This is a genomic window from Chryseobacterium carnipullorum (assembly GCF_003815695.1).
GTDB lineage: Bacteria > Bacteroidota > Bacteroidia > Flavobacteriales > Weeksellaceae > Chryseobacterium > Chryseobacterium carnipullorum.
The window spans coordinates 4,225,973-4,245,675 of the sequence record NZ_CP033920.1; the positions used below are offsets into that span (position 1 = coordinate 4,225,973).

Here is a 19,703-nt window from a genome sequence, read left to right on the forward strand (position 1 = left end):
AAAATCAATTATTATCCTATTTTTCTGCTGGAGGTTTCCATCATCATGTACAGATCATCATTTTTCACCTCTTTTTTCATGTCAGCGATTTTTAAAAACTCCTGATACAGATAATCCAGTTCATCTTTGGTAATATCATAACCAATATGTTTAAATCGGTACGCTAATGCAGAGCGTCCACTTCTGGCTGTAAGAATGATAGATGAAGCATTAACTCCCACTTCTGCAGGATCTATGATTTCATAAGTTTCTCTGTTTTTAATGACACCGTCCTGGTGAATTCCTGAGCTATGGGCAAAAGCATTGGCTCCGACAATGGCTTTATTAGGCTGTACCGGCATTCCCATAAGATCAGAGACCATCAGACTCATTTCGTTCAGCATTTTGGAATCGATGTTCGTGTAAAGGTTTAAGTCTTTATGCTGTTTAAGAATCATAACTACTTCTTCCAGAGCGGTATTTCCGGCTCTTTCTCCTAATCCGTTGATCGTACATTCAATCTGCCGCGCTCCGTTAATGGCTCCTGCAATTGAATTTGCTGTCGCCAAGCCTAAATCATTATGACAGTGACAAGACAAAACCGCTTTTTCAATTCCTTTTACATTTTCCTTCAGATATTTTATTTTCTGTCCATATTCTTCGGGAAGGCAGTAACCTGTAGTATCAGGGATATTTAGCACTGTAGCGCCTGCTTTGATGACTTCTTCGCAAACCTTTGCCAAATAAGCATTATCCGTTCTTCCTGCATCTTCTGCATAAAATTCTACATCTTCCACGTAACTTTTCGCATATTTTACGGCTTCTACAGCACGTTCAAGAATATTTTCCCTTGTTGAGTTGAATTTATATTGAATATGAGAGTCAGAAGTTCCGATCCCGGTATGAATACGTGGCCTTTTTGCCAATTTTAGTGATTCAGCAGCGACGTCTATATCTTTTTTATTGGCTCTTGTGAGTCCGCAAACTTTTGCATTTTTTACCAGTTTTGAAATTTCTGAAACAGATTCAAAATCTCCGGGACTTGAAATAGGAAAACCAGCCTCTATTACGTCAATCCCTAGCTTATCGAGTCTTTCTGCGATCATCAGTTTTTGTTTCGTATTCAGTTTACATCCGGGAACCTGTTCCCCATCCCTCAGCGTAGTATCAAAAATTTCGATTTTTTCGGAATTCATAATGAAGTTTTTTACTTAATTTTGATCAAAACTACTGCTTACAATATTTTTACGTTTTCAATTTTTCTGAAAATTACAATATTCAATAGCCAATAAAATAACCACATTTAATTAATAATCAATAATTTACATTTTACAAATTTACAATGGCAGAATTGCAGAAAGATTTTTTGTTTGTCCTGATTAAATCATTAACTACTTCTGAAAAACGTCAGTTCAAGTTGTACGTGAACCGTCTCGGAATTAATGTTGATGCTAAATTTCTGCTCCTATTCTCGGAACTGGATAAGATGAAAGAATATGATGAACACCCCATCATCGAGAAAAAAATTTCTACGAAACAACAGCTTTCCAACCTGAAAGCCCATTTGTACAAACAGATTCTGGTGAGCCTTAGAATGAATCCAAGTCATCAGAACTACAGGATACAGCTTCGGGAACAACTGGATTTTGCCAATATTTTGTATCAGAAAGGACTTTATAAACAGGCTTTAAAAATATTGGATAAGACTAAACAATCGGCATTAGAACTGGATGAAAAAAGTATTGCTTCCGAAATTATTGATCTTGAAAAAGTAATTGAATCACAGTTTATTACCCGAAGTATAAAAGGACGGGCTGATGAACTTATTGAGCAGTCTACCGAAATCAGCCGACAGAATCATTATGCCACGGAACTTTCCAATCTTTCGCTTAAACTATACAGTGAAATGCTTACGCATGGGTATGTAAAAAATGATGCGGACCGGGAAAAAGTATTGGAGCTTTTCAATGATCAGATCCAAAAAATAAAGCTGGAAAAACTTAATTTCACAGAAAAACTCTGGTATTTCAAAGCCCACGTCTGGAAGAATCAGTTGCTTCAGGATTACAAGTATACATTAAAATATGCTCATCAATGGGTAGATCTTTTCCATAAAAAGCCTGAAATGATCTTTAGTCATCCGGTGTGGTATATCAAAGGGAATACTTATCTTCTTAAGATTCTTTTTCTGTACGGAAATATCGATATTCTGGAAGAGCATTTCGAGAATTTCAACACCACCGTCAACGCTGAGAATTTTGCGCAGAATGAAAATCTGCAGGCTTTAATTTTCCTTACCCATTACAATACATTGATGAATATTCATTTTGTAAAAGGTGAATTTTTTACCGGCACAAAACTTATTCCCGAGATTGAACTTAAAATGGACAGACTTCGGGAAAGAATTGACGAGCACCACTTTATGATTCTTTATCTGAAAATGTCGGCCATGCTTTTCGGAAGTAAAAACTTTGACAAATCCATTGAATATGCCATGAAGGTGGTTGAGTGCAAAGGAAATGTGCAGGAAGACCTTCTTTTTCATACCAGAATTCTGATTCTGATGGCGAAGTATGAATCCGGAAACGATGAAGACTATGATGAATTCATCAATTCAACGCTGAAATTTGCAAAAAAAATGAAAAAACCTGAGGCGTTCCACTTTGAAAGTATCCAGTTTTTTAAAAATATTAACAGTCTGGTTTTAAGCAATCAGCAGGAATCATTTGAAGTTTTTGATAAAGTTCTTGATGGCTTTTCTAAAAATGAATACTACAGGAGATCACTGCTGTATATTGATATCCACGGATGGGTACAATCTAAAGTAAGAAATGTGGATGTGATTGAAATCATCAAACAGAAAGTACGGTATAAAAGGAAAAAATAAAATTGGTGGCTTCGGGACCCTCAGCCACCATACGGTTAAATACTTTCTATAAATTTCAAAGCATTTTTATAGCTGATCTTTTCCATAATTTCAGGAGAGAAATCCCTTTCAATCCTTTTGTTAATGGTATTCATTGCAGTTGCATCATCATATCCGGCAAAGAAAAAAGGATAACGTGATTTGTCAGGATGGTTTTTACAATAGAAAAAATCGGCACCATAGGCAATAGCCTCTTCACCTCCCAGATCAAGTCCGTATTGAATGTGTTCATAAAGTTTTTCAGGATTCGTCTCATCTACACAGTTTCGGATGAAGTTAAGCCCGATCAATCCTTTCCTTCTGATAATTTCTTTAGCAAGTTCATCAGGAAGATTTCTGTTTTTGTCATGAATGGACCTGTAATTAGAATGGCTTGCCAGAATAGGAATATTGTAATTTTTCTGATCAATATAGTTTAGGATACCATAAGCCAACTTATCGCTTGTATGCGCCAGGTCAACAGGGATTCTTTTGTCTGAAATATAGTCAATCAGGACTTTTCCATCGTCTTTCAATCCGGCTTCAGAATTGTTTCCACCCCCAAAACGGTTTTCGGTATGGTGAGTCATTCCAAGATAAAGAACTTTCTTTGTCTTTTCAATGATGGCTTCCAGGTTTTTAAATCCTGATTCTAAAGACTCATCTTCCCCACAAAAACCAGACGCATTTTCAATGGAAGCAATGACGCCTACTTTGTTTTCATTTTCAGAGGCTTTGTAATTATCCCCTTCAAATAAAAAGAAATTTTCATTGTTCAGCATCTCTGAAAACAGTTCACTCTGTTTTGCTGCATCCACGGTACTATTAGCGCCAGTCGCTGAGTATATGGCCATTACCTGGAGTTTTACATTTCCTTCTTTTAAGTAAGGAAGGGAGCACCCCAGCTCTTTATCATCAATGGTTGAACCGGGGCTTAACAGATGGCATAACAAATCACAGTGCAGATCGATATTAAAGTTTCTCATATCATTATACATATTATCATTTCTTTTTTGAGGCAGTATCAGATTTTAGAAGGCAGAACTTTCCCTGTTTCAGAGCTTTCTTACTGGAAGACACTAAAGTATAAAGGTATTTCTCCATGAAAAAAATAGGGTAATAATGAATACATTCTAAATCACAAAACCAATTTTGAAGATTCAATCGTAATTCTTATTTCAAATATACTTTAAATATAGCATATTAACTAAAAAATGCGTATTTTTGCATCTTAAAATTTCTTAGTAAACAATGATAAAAATTACACTTCCAGACAATAGTGTCAAAGAATTTGAGGGAGAAGTTACTCCTTTAGATGTGGCAAAATCTATAAGCGAGGGATTGGCTAGAAATACCATTTCCGCAGTTGTAAACGGCAAACAAGTAGAAACGACCACACCTATAACCACGGATTCAAAGGTACAATTGTTAACCTGGAATGATGATCTTGGAAAGAAAGCGTTCTGGCATTCTTCTGCCCACTTGTTGGCGCAGGCGATCCTTGAATTTTATCCCAATGCTAAGTTGACCATCGGTCCTGCGATAGAAAGCGGATTCTATTATGATGTAGATTTTGGAGACGAAAGTTTATCTGAAAAGGATTTTGAGAAAATCGAAAAGAAAGTATTGGAAAATGCTAAAAAAGGTTCAACCTTCTCATTGTACCCTGTTTCTAAAGAAGAGGCATTAAAAGCCTATGCAGATAATCCTTACAAAGTTGAATTGATCACCAATCTTAATGATGGCGAAATTACTTTTGTAACGCATGATGATTTTACAGACTTATGCCGTGGAGGACACATTCCAAACACCAATATTGTAAAAGCTGTTAAGATATTAAATGCAGCAGGAGCCTATTGGAGAGGAAATGAAAAAAATCCTCAGTTGACAAGAGTGTACGGTATTTCTTTCCCTAAACAGAAAGAGCTTACTGAATATCTTGAAAGACTGGAAGAAGCCAAAAGAAGAGATCACAGAAAACTTGGTAAAGAATTAGGTATTTTCGCTTTCTCTGAAAAAGTGGGTGCAGGTCTTCCTTTATGGTTGCCAAAAGGTACTGCTTTGAGAAGAAAACTGGAAAATTTTCTTTCTGATGCTCAGAAAAAAGGAGGGTATGAATTTGTCATGTCACCACACATCGGTTCAAAAGAATTGTATGTAACCTCAGGACACTGGGATAAATATGGCGCAGACAGCTTCCAGCCTATCAAAACTCCAAATGAAGGTGAAGAATTCATGCTGAAGCCCATGAACTGCCCTCACCACTGTGAAATCTACAAAACATCACAATGGAGCTACAGGGATCTACCAAAGAGATATGCAGAATTCGGGACGGTTTACAGATATGAGCAAAGTGGAGAACTTCACGGGTTGACAAGAGTTCGCGGATTTACTCAGGATGATGCTCACCTTTTCTGTACTCCGGATCAGCTTTCAGAGGAATTTGAAAAAGTAATTGATTTAACGCTTTATGTTTTTAAATCATTAGGTTTTGAAGATTTTGTAACTCAGGTTTCGTTAAGAGATCCTGATAACAAAGAAAAATATATCGGTTCTGATGAAAATTGGGAAAAAGCCGAAAACGCGATCATCAACGCAGCTGAGAAAAAAGGGTTGAAAACAATTGTAGAATACGGTGAAGCTGCATTCTATGGTCCGAAACTTGATTTCATGGTGAAAGATGCCTTAGGAAGAAAATGGCAGCTTGGAACCATCCAGGTTGACTATAACTTACCTGAAAGATTTGATCTTCATTATATCGGAAACGATAATGAGAAACACAGACCGGTGATGATCCACAGAGCCCCATTCGGTTCTATGGAGCGTTTTATCGCCATTTTATTAGAAAATACGGCAGGAGATTTCCCATTATGGTTAAGCCCTGATCAGTTCATTATTTTACCGATCAGTGAAAAATACGTAGATTATGCAAAAAAAGTTTCACAATTTTTGGAAAATCACGATATTAGCGGTCTGATTGACGACAGAAATGAGAAAACGGGTAAAAAAATCCGTGATGCAGAATTGAAGAAGATCCCATTCATGCTGGTTGTAGGTGAAAATGAAGAGAATGACGGCACGATTTCTGTAAGAAGACGTGGAGAAGGAGATCTTGGAGTGATGAATATGGAAGATTTCGTCAATTATTTTAAGAAAGAAGCAGCAATATAATATTGCTAAATAGAAAGTTAACCAATAAAATTTAATACAATAGCACAAAGATTTAACAACAGGGGCCCACAGAGACGTCCTGTACAGGAGGACTTACACTTGATCAACGATAAAATTCGTGTGAGAGAGCTTCGTTTAGTGGGCGATAACGTAGAGCCGGGAATTTTTCCAATCGATAAAGCAAGACAACTTGCTACGGAACAGGAATTGGATTTAGTGGTAATTTCGGATAAGGCTGAACCTTTCATTGCAAGGATATTAGACTATAAAAAGTTTTTATACGAGCAGAAGAAAAAGCAGAAGGAACTAAAAGCTAAGCAGGTAAAAGTGGTGGTAAAGGAGATCCGTTTCGGACCTCAGACCGATGACCATGATTATGAATTTAAGAAGAAACATGCTGAGAAATTCCTTGAAGAAGGTTCAAAATTGAAAACCTACGTATTTTTTAAGGGACGTTCAATTATCTTTAAAGATCAGGGAGAAATCTTGCTTCTAAAACTGGCTCAGGAACTTGAGCACGTTGGAAAAGTAGATCAGCTGCCTAAGCTTGAAGGAAAAAGAATGATCATGATGATGAGTCCTAAAAAACCAGCTAAATAGTTTTAATAGCCGTAAGGTCTATTTCCTATCATATAAAAAAGCCTCAAAATACTTTGAGGCTTTTTTATATTCAAAATTTATTAAGTTATTATTAAATATTATCTTAGATCAACATCCAATGAAACATATTGGCATACTTTTGTATTGTAAACAAGAAACAATACTCTTTGTTGTATTATTAATAACTTAAAAATAAAAAAATAATGAGCACACTTACATTAAAAGACGGAACGGAGATTTATTACAAAGACTGGGGAAAAGGACAACCTGTATTTTTTCACCACGGATGGCCATTATCCAGCGACGACTGGGATGCGCAGATGTTGTTCTTCCTGGAGCAGGGCTACAGAGTAATTGCCCATGACAGAAGAGGACACGGAAGATCTGAACAGACTGCAGAAGGACATAATATGGATACTTATGCTTCTGACGTTGCCGAAATTGTTGAAGCCTTAGATCTTAAAGACGTCATTCATGTGGGACATTCTACAGGTGGCGGAGAAGTGATCCGATACGTCGCTCAATATAGCAAAGGAAGGGCTTCAAAAGCTGTTTTAATAAGTGCAGTAACCCCAATTATGGTTAAAAGTGATAGTAATCCAAACGGTGTTCCGATGTCTGTTTTTGATGAGATCCGTCAAAATACAGCTACTCAGAGACAACAATATTTTGTAGATTTTTCATTAGCATTCTACGGTTATAACAGAGAAGGCGCTAAAGAATCTGAAGGAATCCGCAGAAACTGGTGGAGACAGGGAATGATGGGATCTATTAAAGCGCATTATGACTGCATCAAAGCTTTCTCTGAAACCGATTTTACTGAAGATCTTAAAAGCACAGAGGTACCCGTTTTGGTATTGCATGGTGAAGATGATCAGATTGTTCCTTACGAAATCACAGGGGTGGTCGCTGCAAAATTAGTTAAAAACGGAAAATTAATTACTTATCCCGGATTCCCTCATGGAATGCCAACGACAGAAGCTGCAACGATCAATAAAGATCTTCTGGAGTTCTTCAAATCATCAACTTAAATTTCACAGAACATAAAAACCGGACTGCAGGTATAGATATCTGCAGTTCGATTTTTATAAATTCTCTACCCTATTCTATTCTATTCTATTCTATTCTATTCTATTCTATTCTATTCTATGAAAATATCGAATCTCCCACTGTTAAAGAAATTATTATAAAATCTATGATACCGGGAAAAGATTGATGTTTTTTTTGTATCTTTGCCAACTATAATTCCTGGGTATTACCTGGAATAACGGACAAGATATTGATAACAAAACAATAAAAAAGCAGAACAATGCCAAAATTAAAAACGAAATCAGGTGCTAAAAAGCGTTTTAAACTTACCGGAACTGGGAAGATTAAAAGAAAAAATGCTTTCAAAAGCCACATCTTAACTAAGAAAGAAACGAAGCAAAAGAGAAATCTTACGCAAACTTCTTACGTAGCTGCTGTGGATACAAAAAGCGTTCTACGTCAATTAGCCATTAAGTAGTTTTTATAAATCTATATTCGGTTTATAAGAATTCAAACAAATTCAACAATTTAACCCTGAAACGGTGCCACTAAGAGCAGTTCACTGCCGCCCTTTTCAAAAAAACAATTTAAATTATGCCAAGATCAGTAAATGCAGTAGCTTCAAGAGCTCGCAGAAAGAAAATTATTAAGCAAGCTAAAGGTTTTTTCGGTAGAAGAAAGAACGTTTGGACAGTAGCTAAAAACGCGGTAGAAAAAGCAATGCAATATGCTTACCGTGGAAGAAAAGAGAAAAAGAGAAATTTCAGATCACTTTGGATTACTCGTATCAACGCGGGTGCCAGAGAGCATGGAATGTCTTACTCTCAATTTATGGGAGCTCTTAAAAAGAACAACGTTGAGCTTAACAGAAAAGTTTTAGCTGATTTAGCAATGAATCACCCTGAAGCTTTCAAAGCAGTTGTAGATCAAGTAAAATAATGTAGAATTTTTTGTTATCAATATAATCCCGGGCTTTGCTCGGGATTTTTTTTTACAAACCTTTGCCTCATGGCTATTTTTAACTAAAAATGAAAAAATATAGATTAAATTTCACTTTTTTGTATTGATTAAAAAAAATGTAGCCATAGTATAGAATTTTTCCTTTTTCCATAAAATAATATTGATTTTTATTATCTACATTTGTTGAATTATTAAATCTATAAAACTTTAGTTAAAAGTGAAAAAAATAACGACTCTTTTACTCGTTTCTTTGTCAGCTTATAGCCTTCATGGCCAGAATTTTATACAGGCTTATCAAACCAGAGTCAATAAAGTATCCCAGGCCAATATTACGGCAAATCTTCAGGGATTTGGGAATCTGGGAGTAAAAACTACCGGCTCTGTAGAAAATACCAATGCACTGAATTGGCTTAAAACAAAATATCAGTCTTACGGATACACTGCGAGCCAGATCACAGAAGACAGTTTTACCTATAACGGAAACACTTCAAAAAATTTAATTATAACCAAAACCGGAACCCTTTACCCTAATATCTACGTAATTATTTGCGGTCATTACGATACTGTAACAGGTCCGGGAGTAAGTGATAACGGTAGCGGAACCTCTATCCTGCTTGAAGCTGCCAGAATTTTAAAAGATGTGCCTACAGATTATTCTGTGAAATTCATTCATTTTTCAGGTGAAGAACAGGGATATGTGGGAAGTTCTCATTATGTCAACAATGTTGTTTTTCAGAACAGCGCACGTCAGCTCAGTCTGAAAGTTGTCTTCAATATCGATCAGGTAGGCGGAAAAATTGGAAATATAAACAGCAATATCAACTGTGAAAGTGATCAGAGCGGACAAAGCGGAAACAATGCAGCTTCACTGGCGATGACCCAACAGCTGGCTACCTGTACCACCCTTTATTCTCCCCTGCAGCCTACCCTATCTAATGCTTACAATTCAGATTACATTCCATTCGAGAACAAAGGCGATATTATTACAGGCTTTTACGAAACGGCAAGAAGTAATAATGAGCATACCATCAATGATACTTTTGCCAATGTAGATCCTGTCTACGTATTTAATGTTGGAAAAGCCGCGCTAGGTGCATTGCAGCACTTTGCCGGGGCTTCTACTATTACTTTAGCAACTGATGAAGCAGCTGTAGATCATTCATCAGAAATCATTAAAATCTATCCTAATCCGGCTCATGATGTGATTACTATAGAATTGCCTACGGATCATAAAACCTTTAAAGTTAAGATCAGTGATATGAATGGAAGATTGCTGCTCAATGCTGAAAACGAAAATAAAATAAATACATCAGGATTGACTAGCGGAGCCTACATGGTGACCGTAAAATCAGATAAAAATAGCATAACCAGAAAAATTATTATAGAAAAATAATCACCCCCCAATCACACCCAATTACAAAATATTTTATATGAAAAAACTTACCACATTTGTGTACACTGCATTAGCGGTTGGAAGCGTCAGTGCCCAGACTCTGATTCAGGCGTATAAAAACAGGGCAGATCTGGTCTCACAGACCAACATTACCACCAATCTGCAGCAATTTTCCAATCTGGGAATCAAAACCACCGGATCTGTCAATAATGCCAATACGTTAACCTGGATTAAAAACAAATACACTTCTTTCGGATATTCATCCAGCCAGATCGCAGAAGATCCTTTTACGTTTGGCAGTACCAGTTCAAAGAATCTTGTGATTACCAAAACAGGTACTCTCTATCCTAATAAATATGTTATTATCTGCGGGCATTTTGACACCATTACAGGTCCCGGCACCAGTGATAACGGCAGCGGAACGTCTGTTATTTTAGAGGTGGCCAGAATTTTAAAAGATGTTCCTACAGAATATTCAATTAAATTCATTCATTTCTCCGGTGAGGAACAAGGCTTATACGGAAGTGCTCATTATGCTAATAATGTCGAGTTTCAGAGCGGGGTACGAAAGCTGGATATCAAGTTGGTGTTCAACCTTGACCAGGTAGGCGGTAAGATAGGCAATGTGAACAATAAGATCATCTGTGAACGCGATACCTCGGGACAATCAGGAAATAATGCAGCTTCAAACACAGTGACGCAACAGCTGGCAACATGTACGACCCTGTACTCTCCTCTTCAGACCAGTATTTCCAATGCTTATTCATCCGATTATATGCCTTTTGAAAAAAAAGGAGATGTGATCACCGGTTTTTATGAATATACCAGAAGTTACAATGAGCATACTGTCAATGATACCTTTGCCAATGTAGATCCTGTTTATGTATTTAAAGTAGCCAAAGCTGCTGTAGGCGCAATGCAGCACTTTGCAACGGCATCTTCTACGGTTTCGGCTGTTTCAGCATCTAAAGAAAAGCCGTTAACGACACTGGAATCAGTAAAAATGTACCCAAATCCCGCTAAAAATATTTTAAACATTGAATTGCCGGATTCAGGAACAAGAAGCTTCACCGTTGAAATTACTAACCTTGCAGGTCTTTCGATGTTAAAAGACGAAAATAAATCTCAGCTTAATATTTCAAGTCTGGAAAATGGAATTTATTTATGTACTGTAAAGAATGAAGGTTCCAGCGTTACAAGAAAGATCATTATTGAAAAATAACGATCACTCATTAAGTCCAGGATTAAAATCCAGGACTTTTATTATTCATACAGATGACCAACCACTACATCATAAAATATAATTAACATGAAAAAAACAATCACTATTCTTTCAGTTCTTCTGGCAGTATCAGTCAGTAAGGCTCAGAGTTTTATTCAGGCGTACCAGGACAGGGCGAATATGGTTTCACAAACCAATATTACCACAAACTTACAACAGTTCTCCAATCTTGGTATCAAGACCACCGGTTCCACCAATAACGCCAATGCATTAACGTGGATCAAAAATAAATATATTTCCTACGGGTATTCTGCCAGCCAGATCGCAGAAGATCCTTTCACATTTGGCAGTACAAGTTCTAAAAACCTCGTGATTACCAAAACAGGAACTGTTTATCCTAATAAGTACGTGATCATCTGCGGGCATTTTGATAGCATTAATGGTCCCGGAGTGAACGATAACGGCAGCGGAACGTCTATCATTTTAGAAGCGGCAAGGATTTTAAGAAATGTTCCTACCGAATATTCCATTAAATTCATCCATTTCTCCGGTGAGGAACAGGGATTGCGAGGAAGTACCCATTATGTCAATAATGTGGCGTATCAGAACGGAGTAAGAGTATTGGATATTAAACTTGTATTTAATCTTGACCAGGTAGGCGGTGTTATGGGGAATAACAATAATACGGTGTACTGTGACCAGGATCAGGCGGGACCCACCAGTAATAATGCAGCAGCTGCGGCAGTCACCCAACAACTTAGAAACTGTACGGCCTTGTATTCGCCTCTTCAGACAGCGGTAGATCCGGCAGAAGATACAGACTATATTCCGTTTGAAAGAAAAGGGGAGATCATCACCGGTTTTTTTGAAAGAATAAGAAGTACGTATCCGCATACATCCAATGATACCTTTGCCAATACAGATCCTGTTTATATCTTTAAAATAGGAAAAGCGACTGTTGGAGCTTTGCAGCATTTTGCCGTTGCTACTTCTGCCAGTTCATTGGTAATGAAAACTAAGGAAACGGTTTCCAATGATTCCCTTGAGGCTGTATCTGTTTACCCTAACCCATCTAAAGATACTGTAAATATCGAACTTCCCGGTACCCATATCAAGGATTTCAGTTTTGAAATTACAGAGCTTTCCGGAAAAGTACTTTTAAGAAAGAACAACGAAACCAAAATTAATGTTTCAGGACTTCCTGAAGGAGCTTATATTGGTGTTATCAAAGCTGATGGGCAAACGGCTGTACGAAAAATTTTGATTGAAAGATAGTGTTACTATTTACATTATAACATAAAGCAGGAAGTAATTTTTCCTGCTTTTTTATTACTGATTTCGATAGATAATAATCTTTTTTATTGATCTCTACTCCGAAGGATCCCCTCTATATCTTGCATCGAAAATCCTTTCGCTTTAAGCAATATCAAAAAGTGATACAACAAATCCGCTGCTTCGTTTTTGAATAGATCGTCGTTGCTGTCTTTCGCTTCAATGACCAGTTCTACAGCCTCCTCGCCTACTTTCTGCGCCATTTTATTGATTCCTCTCTGATAAAGGGAGTACGTATAAGAACCTTCTGTCTCGCTATCAATTCTATCAGCTATTTTAGCTTCCAGCTCATACAGGAAGCCTTTATTATCTTTTTCACCAAAACAGCTGAAACTTCCGGTGTGACAAACCGTATTTTTAGGTACTGCCTGAATTAATAAGGTATCCTGATCACAATCTATGCTTATTTTTTTTACTGTTAGGAAATTGCCGGATTCTTCTCCTTTGGTCCAGAGTCTGTTTTTGGAACGGCTGAAAAAGGTGACAATCCCTTCTTTTTCTGTTTTTTCTAATGCCTCTTCATTCATATAGCCTAACATCAGCACTTGCTGTGTTCTGCTGTCCTGAATGATGACCGGAACCAGGCCATTGTTTTTTTCAAAATCTATTTTCATCGTACGGGTATTTTTTGAGTTCTTAGTTGTTGCTTTAATTCTTGAATCGGCACTTCATTAAAGTGGAAAATGCTGGCTGCCAAGGCGCCGGTAGCTTTGGTTTCATTCAACACTTGAACAAAGTCATCTGCACTGCCTGCTCCTCCGGAAGCAATGACGGGAATACTGACTGCCTCTGAAACAAGTTTCGTCATTCGGATATCAAATCCATTTTTTGTTCCGTCTCCATCCATAGAGGTAAGAAGAATTTCACCGGCACCTAAAGATACCACTTCTTTCGCCCACTCTACGGTATTTAAGCTCGTAGCAAGTTTTCCTCCTCTCACATACACCAGATCTGCTCCATCGGTCAATCGCGTATCTATCGCTACAACGATACACTGGCTTCCAAACTCTTTCGAAAGTTCAGAGATCAACTGTGGATTTTTAACCGCAGAAGAATTGATGCTGATTTTATCCGCGCCGGCATCCAAAAGTTTTCTCACATCTTCAGAAGACGAAATTCCTCCGCCTACCGTAAAAGGAATACTCAGGTTTCTTGCAATATCTTTTACCAACCCGACAAATGTTTTCCGGTCTTCCAATGTGGCTGTAATATCCAGAAAAACCAATTCATCAGCCCCTTCCTGCTCATATTTTACCGCAAGCTCTATTGGATCTCCGGCATTCCGTAAACCTTCAAAATTAACGCCTTTTACTGTTGTCCCGTCTTTGATATCCAGACAGGGAATAATTCTTTTTTTAAGCATTTTCAATCAATTTCTGAAGTTGTTGTAATTGTATTTTTCCCTCGTAAATCGCCTTTCCTATGATCGTTCCTGAACATCCGATCTCTTTCATCCGCTCAACATCTTCGATACATGAGATACCACCGCTGGCGGTAAGCCTTAACGATGTTTTATCCAGAATTTCTCTGTACAGATCTGTAGAAGGACCTTCCAGCATTCCATCTTTTGAAATATCCGTGCATATCGTCTGAATGATTCCTTTGTTCTGATAATCCAAAAGAAAATCAATAATATCCAAGCTGCTTTCTTCCTGCCAACCAGAAGTTTTTATTTTTCTGTTTTCGCAGTCTGCTCCCAGAATAATCTTTTCGCTGCCATATTTCCGGATCATTTCTAAGCAGAATTCCGGATCCTGAACAGCAATACTACCAAGCGTAATTTGTTTTGCCCCGGAGTTAAAGGCAATTTCTATATCATTCCCTGTTTTTAAACCACCTCCAAAATCAATATGAAGTGATGTTTCCCTGGAAATATTCTCGAGTACTTTCTGGTTCACAATATGCTTAGAACGCGCGCCGTCAAGATCAACAAGATGGAGAAACTGAATCCCATAGCTTTCAAATTCCCTGGCAATATCTACCGGATTCTCACTGTATATTTTTTTTGTGGAATAATCTCCTTTTGAAAGACGGACACATTTTCCGTCAATAATATCAATAGCTGGAATAATTTTCATCATTTATAATTTAATAAAGTTGCTTAATATTCTACTGCCCGTTGCCCCGGATTTTTCCGGGTGAAACTGTACGGCAAAGAAATTATCTCTATGAAGCGAAGCACTGAAGGGCAGAATATAATCACATCCCCCAATGGTAGAATCTGCAAGCGCGCAATAGTAGCTGTGGATAAAATAGACATCACTATTTTCCTCAATTCCTGAAAAAAGGGGACTCTTAAGATCTGAAATCGTATTCCAGCCCATGTGGGGAACCAGATCTTCAGGCGGAAATATTTTAACATCAACATCAAAAATTCCCATTCCTCTTGTCCCTCCTTCTTCATTATCCCCGCACATCAGCTGCATGCCGAGACAAATTCCCAAAACAGGTTGCTTCAAAGCAGGAATCAGCAGATCAAGGCCCTTCTCTTTCAAAACCTTCATCGTTGAAGAAGCTTCTCCCACCCCGGGAAAAATAACTTTATCTGCTTTCAGAATCAGTTCGGGATCATCAGTAACTACCGATTCAATATTCAATCTTGCCAGTGCATTCTGAACTGAGCTTACATTTCCTCCGTTATATTTTATTAATGCGATCATCTATAAACTTCCTTTGGTTGATGGTAAATTATAATTGCTATCTGACTGGTTTACTGCTATTTTTACAGCTTTTGCAAATGCTTTGAAAACCGCTTCTATTTTGTGGTGTTCATTACTTCCTTCTGCTTTGATATTCAGATTGGATTTTGAAGAGTCTGTGAATGATTTGAAAAAATGAATAAACATTTCCGTAGGAACATCTCCTATCTTTTCCCTTTTAAATTCCACATCCCAGACCAGCCAGGGTCTTCCTCCGAAGTCGATCGCCGCCTGGGCCAGACAGTCGTCCATCGGAAGCAGGAAACCATATCTTTCAATCCCTTTTTTGTTTCCTAAAGCTTTTAAGAAAGCTTCTCCCAAAGCAATTCCCGTATCCTCAATGGTGTGGTGCTCATCGACCTGAAGATCTCCGTTAACCTTGATTTTTAAGTCTAAATTTCCGTGCTTCGAGATCTGTTCCAACATATGATCAAAAAAATGAAGACCCGTTGAAATTTTAGAAGTTCCGTTTCCGTTAAGATCTATTTCAATATCGATTTCGGTTTCATTGGTTTTTCTGTAGACTTTAGCCTTTCTGGATTCCTGTTTTAAAAATGAATAAATTCCGTTCCAAGTGGTGGTACTCAGGGTCGCATCCTTATTAAAGTTTTCATTGAGGAAAATAGACTGAGTTCCCATGTTTTTAGCTAGTTGAATATCCGTACTTCGATCACCAATTACATAGGAGTTTTCAAGATCATAGTTGCCGTGGATGTATTTTGAAAGCATCCCGATTCCCGGTTTTCTGGTAGGAAGGTTTTCATGTTCAAAGCTTCTATCGATCAGAATATCGCTGAAAATAATGCCTTCATTTTCGAAGGTCTTCACCATTTTTTCCTGAGGTTTGATGAAATCTTCAAAGGGAAAACTTTCCGTTCCCAAACCGTCCTGATTGGTCACCATCACCAGTTCGTAATCCATTTCTCTGACAATTTTGGAAAGGTTCTGAAAAACTCCGGGATAAAATTCCAGTTTTTCCAATGAATCTACCTGAAAGTCCGCAGGTGGCTCTACGATAAGTGTTCCGTCACGGTCTATGAATAATACTTTTTTCATCATTTTACAGTTTTTAATATATTGATCAATTTTTCATTTTCTTCACGGGTTCCTACATTGATCCTGATACAATTCTGTATCGCAGGTGCTCTCTGGCTTGTTAAAATTTCTTCATCAAGCATGGTTTGATACACTTTTGTACCGTCCTTCATTTTAATCAGGAAGAAATTGGTATCTGTAGGAAATACCTTTTCAATACAGTCGATACTTTTAAACTCTTCTTTCAGCCATTCTCTTTCGTTTAAGACTTTAGCCACATTGTCTTTAAGTTTATTTTTATCATCCAACAGGCTTATGATCAGTTCCTGGCTCAGAGCGTTGACATTATAAGGAGCTTTTACCGTATTGATAAAACGGATAATCTCTTTGGAAGCATACGCTGTTCCCACTCTTGCTCCCGCGGTTCCCCAGGCTTTTGAAAAGGTCTGAAGGACAATGACGTTAGGATACTGATCCAGTACCTCAATTCCTGATCTGTTTTCTGAAAATTCGATATATGCTTCATCAATGACAACAATACCATCAAAATTCTGAATGAAAAATTCAAGATCCTTTACACTGTTTCCGGTTGGGTTGTTGGGAGAACAGAGAAAAAACACTTTGATATCACGTTTCTGAGTAATCTTTATAAAATCATCTTTTACCATTTCAAAATTGTCATCCAGATCTAATTTTACCACTTCATTTTCATTCACGGCGGCATAAAAACCGTACATCGCAAAAGAGGGATTCATCATCAGAATGGCATCTTTTTTAGGTTCACAGAAGATTTTAATAATTAAATCGATCAATTCATCACTTCCGTTCCCTATTGCAATCTGTTCCGGAGAAAGACCTTTAAGACCTGCCAATTTATTTTTAAGCTTTTTCTGAGACGAATCCGGATATCTGTTGAATTCCCCGAACGGACATTCATTAGCATCCAGCAATACAGGAGCATTAAACTCATTGTGATCCCTGAAACTTATATAAGGTTGTAATTTTACGATATTCTCTCTTACTAAACTATTGATATTGAATTCTTTCATTGTATTATTTTAATCTGATCGATACTGCATTTTTGTGGGCGATAAGACCTTCGGCCTCTGCCATGATTTCTATTGTTTTCCCTATATTTTCAAGGCCTTCTTTTGAAAGATGCTGGAAAGTTATTTTCTTGACAAAACTGTCCAGAGAAACGCCGCTGTAGTTCCTGGCATAGGCATTGGTAGGCAATGTATGATTGGTTCCGCTGGCATAATCTCCCGCACTTTCACAGGAATAATTTCCAAGGAAGACAGATCCTGCATTGTCAATCATCGGAATAAACTTTTCAAAATCTTCCAAAGCCAGAATCAGGTGTTCGGGAGCATAAAGATTACTGAACTCCAAAGCTTCTTCAATAGAATCGATCAGTATAAAAATACTGTGATCCAATGCCTGACGGGCCATTTCATTTCTTGGAAGATTACCCAGTTGTTTTTCTACAGCTTCTATGGTTTCGGTAAAAATTTTGAGATCTGTCGTGATGAAAACTACCTGACTGTCGCTTCCGTGTTCTGCCTGTGAAAGCAGATCTGCGGCGCAAAAATCGGGAATAGCCTGACGGTCTGCAATCACAAGAACTTCGCTGGGGCCTGCAGGCATGTCTATCGCTACACCGTAACGTTGTGCATATTCTTTAGCTGCCACAACAAACTGGTTTCCAGGACCAAAAATTTTATAAACCTTCGGAATGCTTGTTGTTCCTAAAGTCATTGCTGCAATAGCCTGTGCTCCCCCTGTTTTGAATATTTTGGTAATCCCGCATAGTTTGGCTGTGAACAGAATGGCAGGATTGATATTACCGTTACGGTCAGGTGGTGTACAAAGAATAATTTCTTTACATCCAGCCAGATTCGCTGGTACGGCAAGCATAAGAACGGTTGAAAACAAAGGGGCAGTTCCGCCAGGAATATAGATCCCTACTTTTTCTATTGCTCTATTTTCACGCCAGCAGATTACCTCTTTTGCAGTTTCAATTTTCTCTGTTTTCGTTATTTGAGAAGCATGAAATTTTAAGATATTCTCTTTTGCCTGTCTGATGGCTCTTTTTAAGTCATCAGAGATTTCATTTTCAGAATTATTAATCTCTGCTTCTGAAACTGCAATGTGTGGCGTGATGGCTTTGTCAAATTTTTTATTAAAATTAATAAGCGCATTGTCCCCGTCTTTTTCTACGGCTTCAAATATTTCCGTAATCAGTCCTGATATTTCTTTACGTTCGAAAACCGGTCGTTTTACCAACTCTGGCCAAGTTTTTTTTGCTGGAAATCTGTATGTCTTCATAATTAAATAACCATTTTATCGATTGGAATAATGAGTATGTCCTGAGCTCCGTATGCTTTCAGTTCATCAATGACGTCCCAAAATCTTTCTTCATCAATCACAGAATGAATGCTGCTCCAGCCTTTTTCTGCCAATGGAATAACCGTTGGACTTTTTAGAACAGGAAGAACAGAGGCGATGTCTTTGATCTTTTCATCGGGAACATTCATCAGGATATATTTTGAATTTTTTGCTCTTAAAACCGATTGGATACGAAACAGAAATTTATTGAGAATGGCTTCTTTTTCAGGAGTAAGCACCGAAGTTTTTGCTAAAACGGCTTCTGATTTCATAATGGTGATGGTTTCCCTCAATCCATTTTTAAATAGGGTACTGCCGGAACTTACAATATCACAAATACCATCTGCCAGCCCGATATTAGGAGCTATTTCAACGGAGCCGGAAATGATGTGAATGTCGGATTGGATTCCACTTTTATCGAGGAAATTTTTAAGAGTATTGGGATAGGAAGTGGCAATTTTTCTGCCCTGAAAATAGGATAGATCATCAGTTTCCACTTCTTTGGGAACGGCTAAAGACACCCTGCATTTTGAAAAGCCCAGCTTCTCAACAATCTGGATATTTTTCTGCTTTTCAGCCAGCAGATTTTCACCGACAATAGCGATATCTACCACGCCGTCTTCAAGGTATTGTGGAATGTCTGAATTTCTGAGATACATGATCTCCATGGGAAAATTGTCTACGGAAACCTTGAGCTGGTCTTTTCCGTTGTTGACGAAAATACCGCAGTCTTTGAGGAGTTGTAAAGATTCTTCGTAAAGCCTGCCGCTTTTCTGGATTGCAATTTTTAATTTACTCATTGTATTGTTTTGAAGTCTGAGTAAATAAAACTGATCTGTTGGCTATTTCCGGGAAGAATTCGGGAAACAAAAAAACCGTCTGTTTACTCAGACGGTTTTAATTATTTTTGATTTTAACACATGTTTATATCAATCAATTCCGTCTTAGCAGAGATGATGATGATAATGATGAAGTGTTAAAAAATTCGGT

At 37.7% G+C, this 19,703-nt stretch carries 19 protein-coding genes; 9 read left to right on the plus strand and 10 right to left on the minus strand.

All coding sequences use genetic code 11. The features are described from left to right. Positions 1-11: 11 nt before the first annotated feature. Positions 12-1,175, minus strand: a complete 1,164-nt coding sequence (locus EG346_RS19330) for a 2-isopropylmalate synthase (RefSeq protein ID WP_073330882.1) — start codon at positions 1,173-1,175, stop codon at positions 12-14. Positions 1,176-1,321: 146 nt separating this feature from the next. Here EG346_RS19330 and EG346_RS19335 point away from each other — a divergent pair, with 146 nt between their 5' ends. Further along, on the plus strand, positions 1,322-2,866 hold the full coding sequence (locus tag EG346_RS19335) for a hypothetical protein (RefSeq protein ID WP_123880883.1): 1,545 nt from the start codon (positions 1,322-1,324) through the stop codon (positions 2,864-2,866). Positions 2,867-2,901: 35 nt separating this feature from the next. Here EG346_RS19335 and EG346_RS19340 read toward each other — a convergent pair whose 3' ends face one another. Next, positions 2,902-3,870, minus strand: coding sequence for a dipeptidase (locus EG346_RS19340; protein ID WP_123880885.1), 969 nt, complete (start codon positions 3,868-3,870; stop codon positions 2,902-2,904). A 265-nt stretch (positions 3,871-4,135) separates the two neighbouring features. Here EG346_RS19340 and thrS point away from each other — a divergent pair, with 265 nt between their 5' ends. From thrS to EG346_RS19380, 8 genes are all read left to right on the plus strand, one after another. Continuing rightward, on the plus strand, positions 4,136-6,055 hold the full coding sequence (thrS, locus tag EG346_RS19345; protein WP_123880887.1) for a threonine--tRNA ligase: 1,920 nt from the start codon (positions 4,136-4,138) through the stop codon (positions 6,053-6,055). 99 nt (positions 6,056-6,154) lie between these two features. Further along, a complete protein-coding gene (infC, locus tag EG346_RS19350; protein WP_181876074.1) occupies positions 6,155-6,655 on the plus strand; it encodes a translation initiation factor IF-3 in 501 nt (166 codons plus the stop codon). A gap of 203 nt (positions 6,656-6,858) precedes the next feature. After that, on the plus strand, positions 6,859-7,686 hold the full coding sequence (locus tag EG346_RS19355) for an alpha/beta fold hydrolase (RefSeq protein ID WP_123880890.1): 828 nt from the start codon (positions 6,859-6,861) through the stop codon (positions 7,684-7,686). Positions 7,687-7,964: 278 nt separating this feature from the next. Further along, the gene (rpmI, locus tag EG346_RS19360; RefSeq protein ID WP_047453167.1) at positions 7,965-8,162 is read left to right on the plus strand and encodes a 50S ribosomal protein L35; all 198 of its coding nucleotides are present in this window, start codon (positions 7,965-7,967) and stop codon (positions 8,160-8,162) included. A 116-nt stretch (positions 8,163-8,278) separates the two neighbouring features. Continuing rightward, entirely contained in the window at positions 8,279-8,623 is a 345-nt protein-coding gene (gene rplT / locus EG346_RS19365; protein WP_034705993.1) for a 50S ribosomal protein L20, read from the plus strand. A 238-nt stretch (positions 8,624-8,861) separates the two neighbouring features. Continuing rightward, entirely contained in the window at positions 8,862-10,037 is a 1,176-nt protein-coding gene (locus EG346_RS19370; protein ID WP_123880892.1) for a M28 family peptidase, read from the plus strand. Positions 10,038-10,074: 37 nt separating this feature from the next. Further along, complete coding sequence (locus tag EG346_RS19375; RefSeq protein ID WP_123880894.1) at positions 10,075-11,259, plus strand: M28 family peptidase; 1,185 nt, start codon at positions 10,075-10,077, stop codon at positions 11,257-11,259. Positions 11,260-11,346: 87 nt separating this feature from the next. After that, on the plus strand, positions 11,347-12,534 hold the full coding sequence (locus EG346_RS19380; RefSeq protein WP_123880895.1) for a M28 family peptidase: 1,188 nt from the start codon (positions 11,347-11,349) through the stop codon (positions 12,532-12,534). 83 nt (positions 12,535-12,617) lie between these two features. Here the strand turns inward: EG346_RS19380 and hisIE are convergent, their stop codons facing one another. From hisIE to hisG, 8 genes are read right to left on the minus strand one after another with little or no spacing between them, the layout of a single operon-like run. Next, positions 12,618-13,205 (minus strand): bifunctional phosphoribosyl-AMP cyclohydrolase/phosphoribosyl-ATP diphosphatase HisIE, encoded by a 588-nt coding sequence (gene hisIE / locus EG346_RS19385; RefSeq protein WP_073330902.1) that lies wholly within the window; start codon positions 13,203-13,205, stop codon positions 12,618-12,620. Continuing rightward, positions 13,202-13,954, minus strand: a complete 753-nt coding sequence (hisF, locus tag EG346_RS19390) for an imidazole glycerol phosphate synthase subunit HisF (protein WP_073330905.1) — start codon at positions 13,952-13,954, stop codon at positions 13,202-13,204. Before hisF ends, hisIE begins: the two co-directional genes overlap by 4 nt. Further along, positions 13,947-14,669, minus strand: coding sequence for a 1-(5-phosphoribosyl)-5-[(5-phosphoribosylamino)methylideneamino]imidazole-4-carboxamide isomerase (hisA, locus tag EG346_RS19395; protein WP_123882808.1), 723 nt, complete (start codon positions 14,667-14,669; stop codon positions 13,947-13,949). The genes hisF and hisA overlap by 8 nt, the downstream gene beginning before the upstream one ends. Before the next feature lie 3 nt (positions 14,670-14,672). Further along, positions 14,673-15,251 (minus strand): imidazole glycerol phosphate synthase subunit HisH, encoded by a 579-nt coding sequence (hisH, locus tag EG346_RS19400; RefSeq protein ID WP_123880897.1) that lies wholly within the window; start codon positions 15,249-15,251, stop codon positions 14,673-14,675. Next, the gene (gene hisB, locus EG346_RS19405) at positions 15,252-16,346 is read right to left on the minus strand and encodes a bifunctional histidinol-phosphatase/imidazoleglycerol-phosphate dehydratase HisB (protein WP_123882811.1); all 1,095 of its coding nucleotides are present in this window, start codon (positions 16,344-16,346) and stop codon (positions 15,252-15,254) included. After that, entirely contained in the window at positions 16,346-17,374 is a 1,029-nt protein-coding gene (gene hisC / locus EG346_RS19410) for a histidinol-phosphate transaminase (RefSeq protein WP_123880899.1), read from the minus strand. The genes hisB and hisC overlap by 1 nt, the downstream gene beginning before the upstream one ends. A gap of 4 nt (positions 17,375-17,378) precedes the next feature. Next, a complete protein-coding gene (gene hisD, locus EG346_RS19415) occupies positions 17,379-18,653 on the minus strand; it encodes a histidinol dehydrogenase (RefSeq protein ID WP_123880901.1) in 1,275 nt (424 codons plus the stop codon). Positions 18,654-18,655: 2 nt separating this feature from the next. Next, positions 18,656-19,513 (minus strand): ATP phosphoribosyltransferase, encoded by an 858-nt coding sequence (gene hisG / locus EG346_RS19420; protein ID WP_073330917.1) that lies wholly within the window; start codon positions 19,511-19,513, stop codon positions 18,656-18,658. Positions 19,514-19,703 lie beyond the last annotated feature (190 nt).

Coding starts and splice junctions, on each gene's coding strand:
- hisH (WP_123880897.1), bottom strand. CDS start 15,251: ATGATCGCATTAATAAAATATAACGGAGGAAATGTAAGCTCAGTTCAG.
- EG346_RS19340 (WP_123880885.1), bottom strand. CDS start 3,870: ATGAGAAACTTTAATATCGATCTGCACTGTGATTTGTTATGCCATCTG.
- hisF (WP_073330905.1), bottom strand. CDS start 13,954: ATGCTTAAAAAAAGAATTATTCCCTGTCTGGATATCAAAGACGGGACA.
- thrS (WP_123880887.1), top strand. CDS start 4,136: ATGATAAAAATTACACTTCCAGACAATAGTGTCAAAGAATTTGAGGGA.
- rplT (WP_034705993.1), top strand. CDS start 8,279: ATGCCAAGATCAGTAAATGCAGTAGCTTCAAGAGCTCGCAGAAAGAAA.
- rpmI (WP_047453167.1), top strand. CDS start 7,965: ATGCCAAAATTAAAAACGAAATCAGGTGCTAAAAAGCGTTTTAAACTT.
- EG346_RS19330 (WP_073330882.1), bottom strand. CDS start 1,175: ATGAATTCCGAAAAAATCGAAATTTTTGATACTACGCTGAGGGATGGG.
- EG346_RS19375 (WP_123880894.1), top strand. CDS start 10,075: ATGAAAAAACTTACCACATTTGTGTACACTGCATTAGCGGTTGGAAGC.
- hisA (WP_123882808.1), bottom strand. CDS start 14,669: ATGAAAATTATTCCAGCTATTGATATTATTGACGGAAAATGTGTCCGT.
- EG346_RS19335 (WP_123880883.1), top strand. CDS start 1,322: ATGGCAGAATTGCAGAAAGATTTTTTGTTTGTCCTGATTAAATCATTA.
- EG346_RS19355 (WP_123880890.1), top strand. CDS start 6,859: ATGAGCACACTTACATTAAAAGACGGAACGGAGATTTATTACAAAGAC.
- hisIE (WP_073330902.1), bottom strand. CDS start 13,205: ATGAAAATAGATTTTGAAAAAAACAATGGCCTGGTTCCGGTCATCATT.
- hisB (WP_123882811.1), bottom strand. CDS start 16,346: ATGAAAAAAGTATTATTCATAGACCGTGACGGAACACTTATCGTAGAG.
- hisD (WP_123880901.1), bottom strand. CDS start 18,653: ATGAAGACATACAGATTTCCAGCAAAAAAAACTTGGCCAGAGTTGGTA.
- hisC (WP_123880899.1), bottom strand. CDS start 17,374: ATGAAAGAATTCAATATCAATAGTTTAGTAAGAGAGAATATCGTAAAA.
- EG346_RS19380 (WP_123880895.1), top strand. CDS start 11,347: ATGAAAAAAACAATCACTATTCTTTCAGTTCTTCTGGCAGTATCAGTC.
- hisG (WP_073330917.1), bottom strand. CDS start 19,513: ATGAGTAAATTAAAAATTGCAATCCAGAAAAGCGGCAGGCTTTACGAA.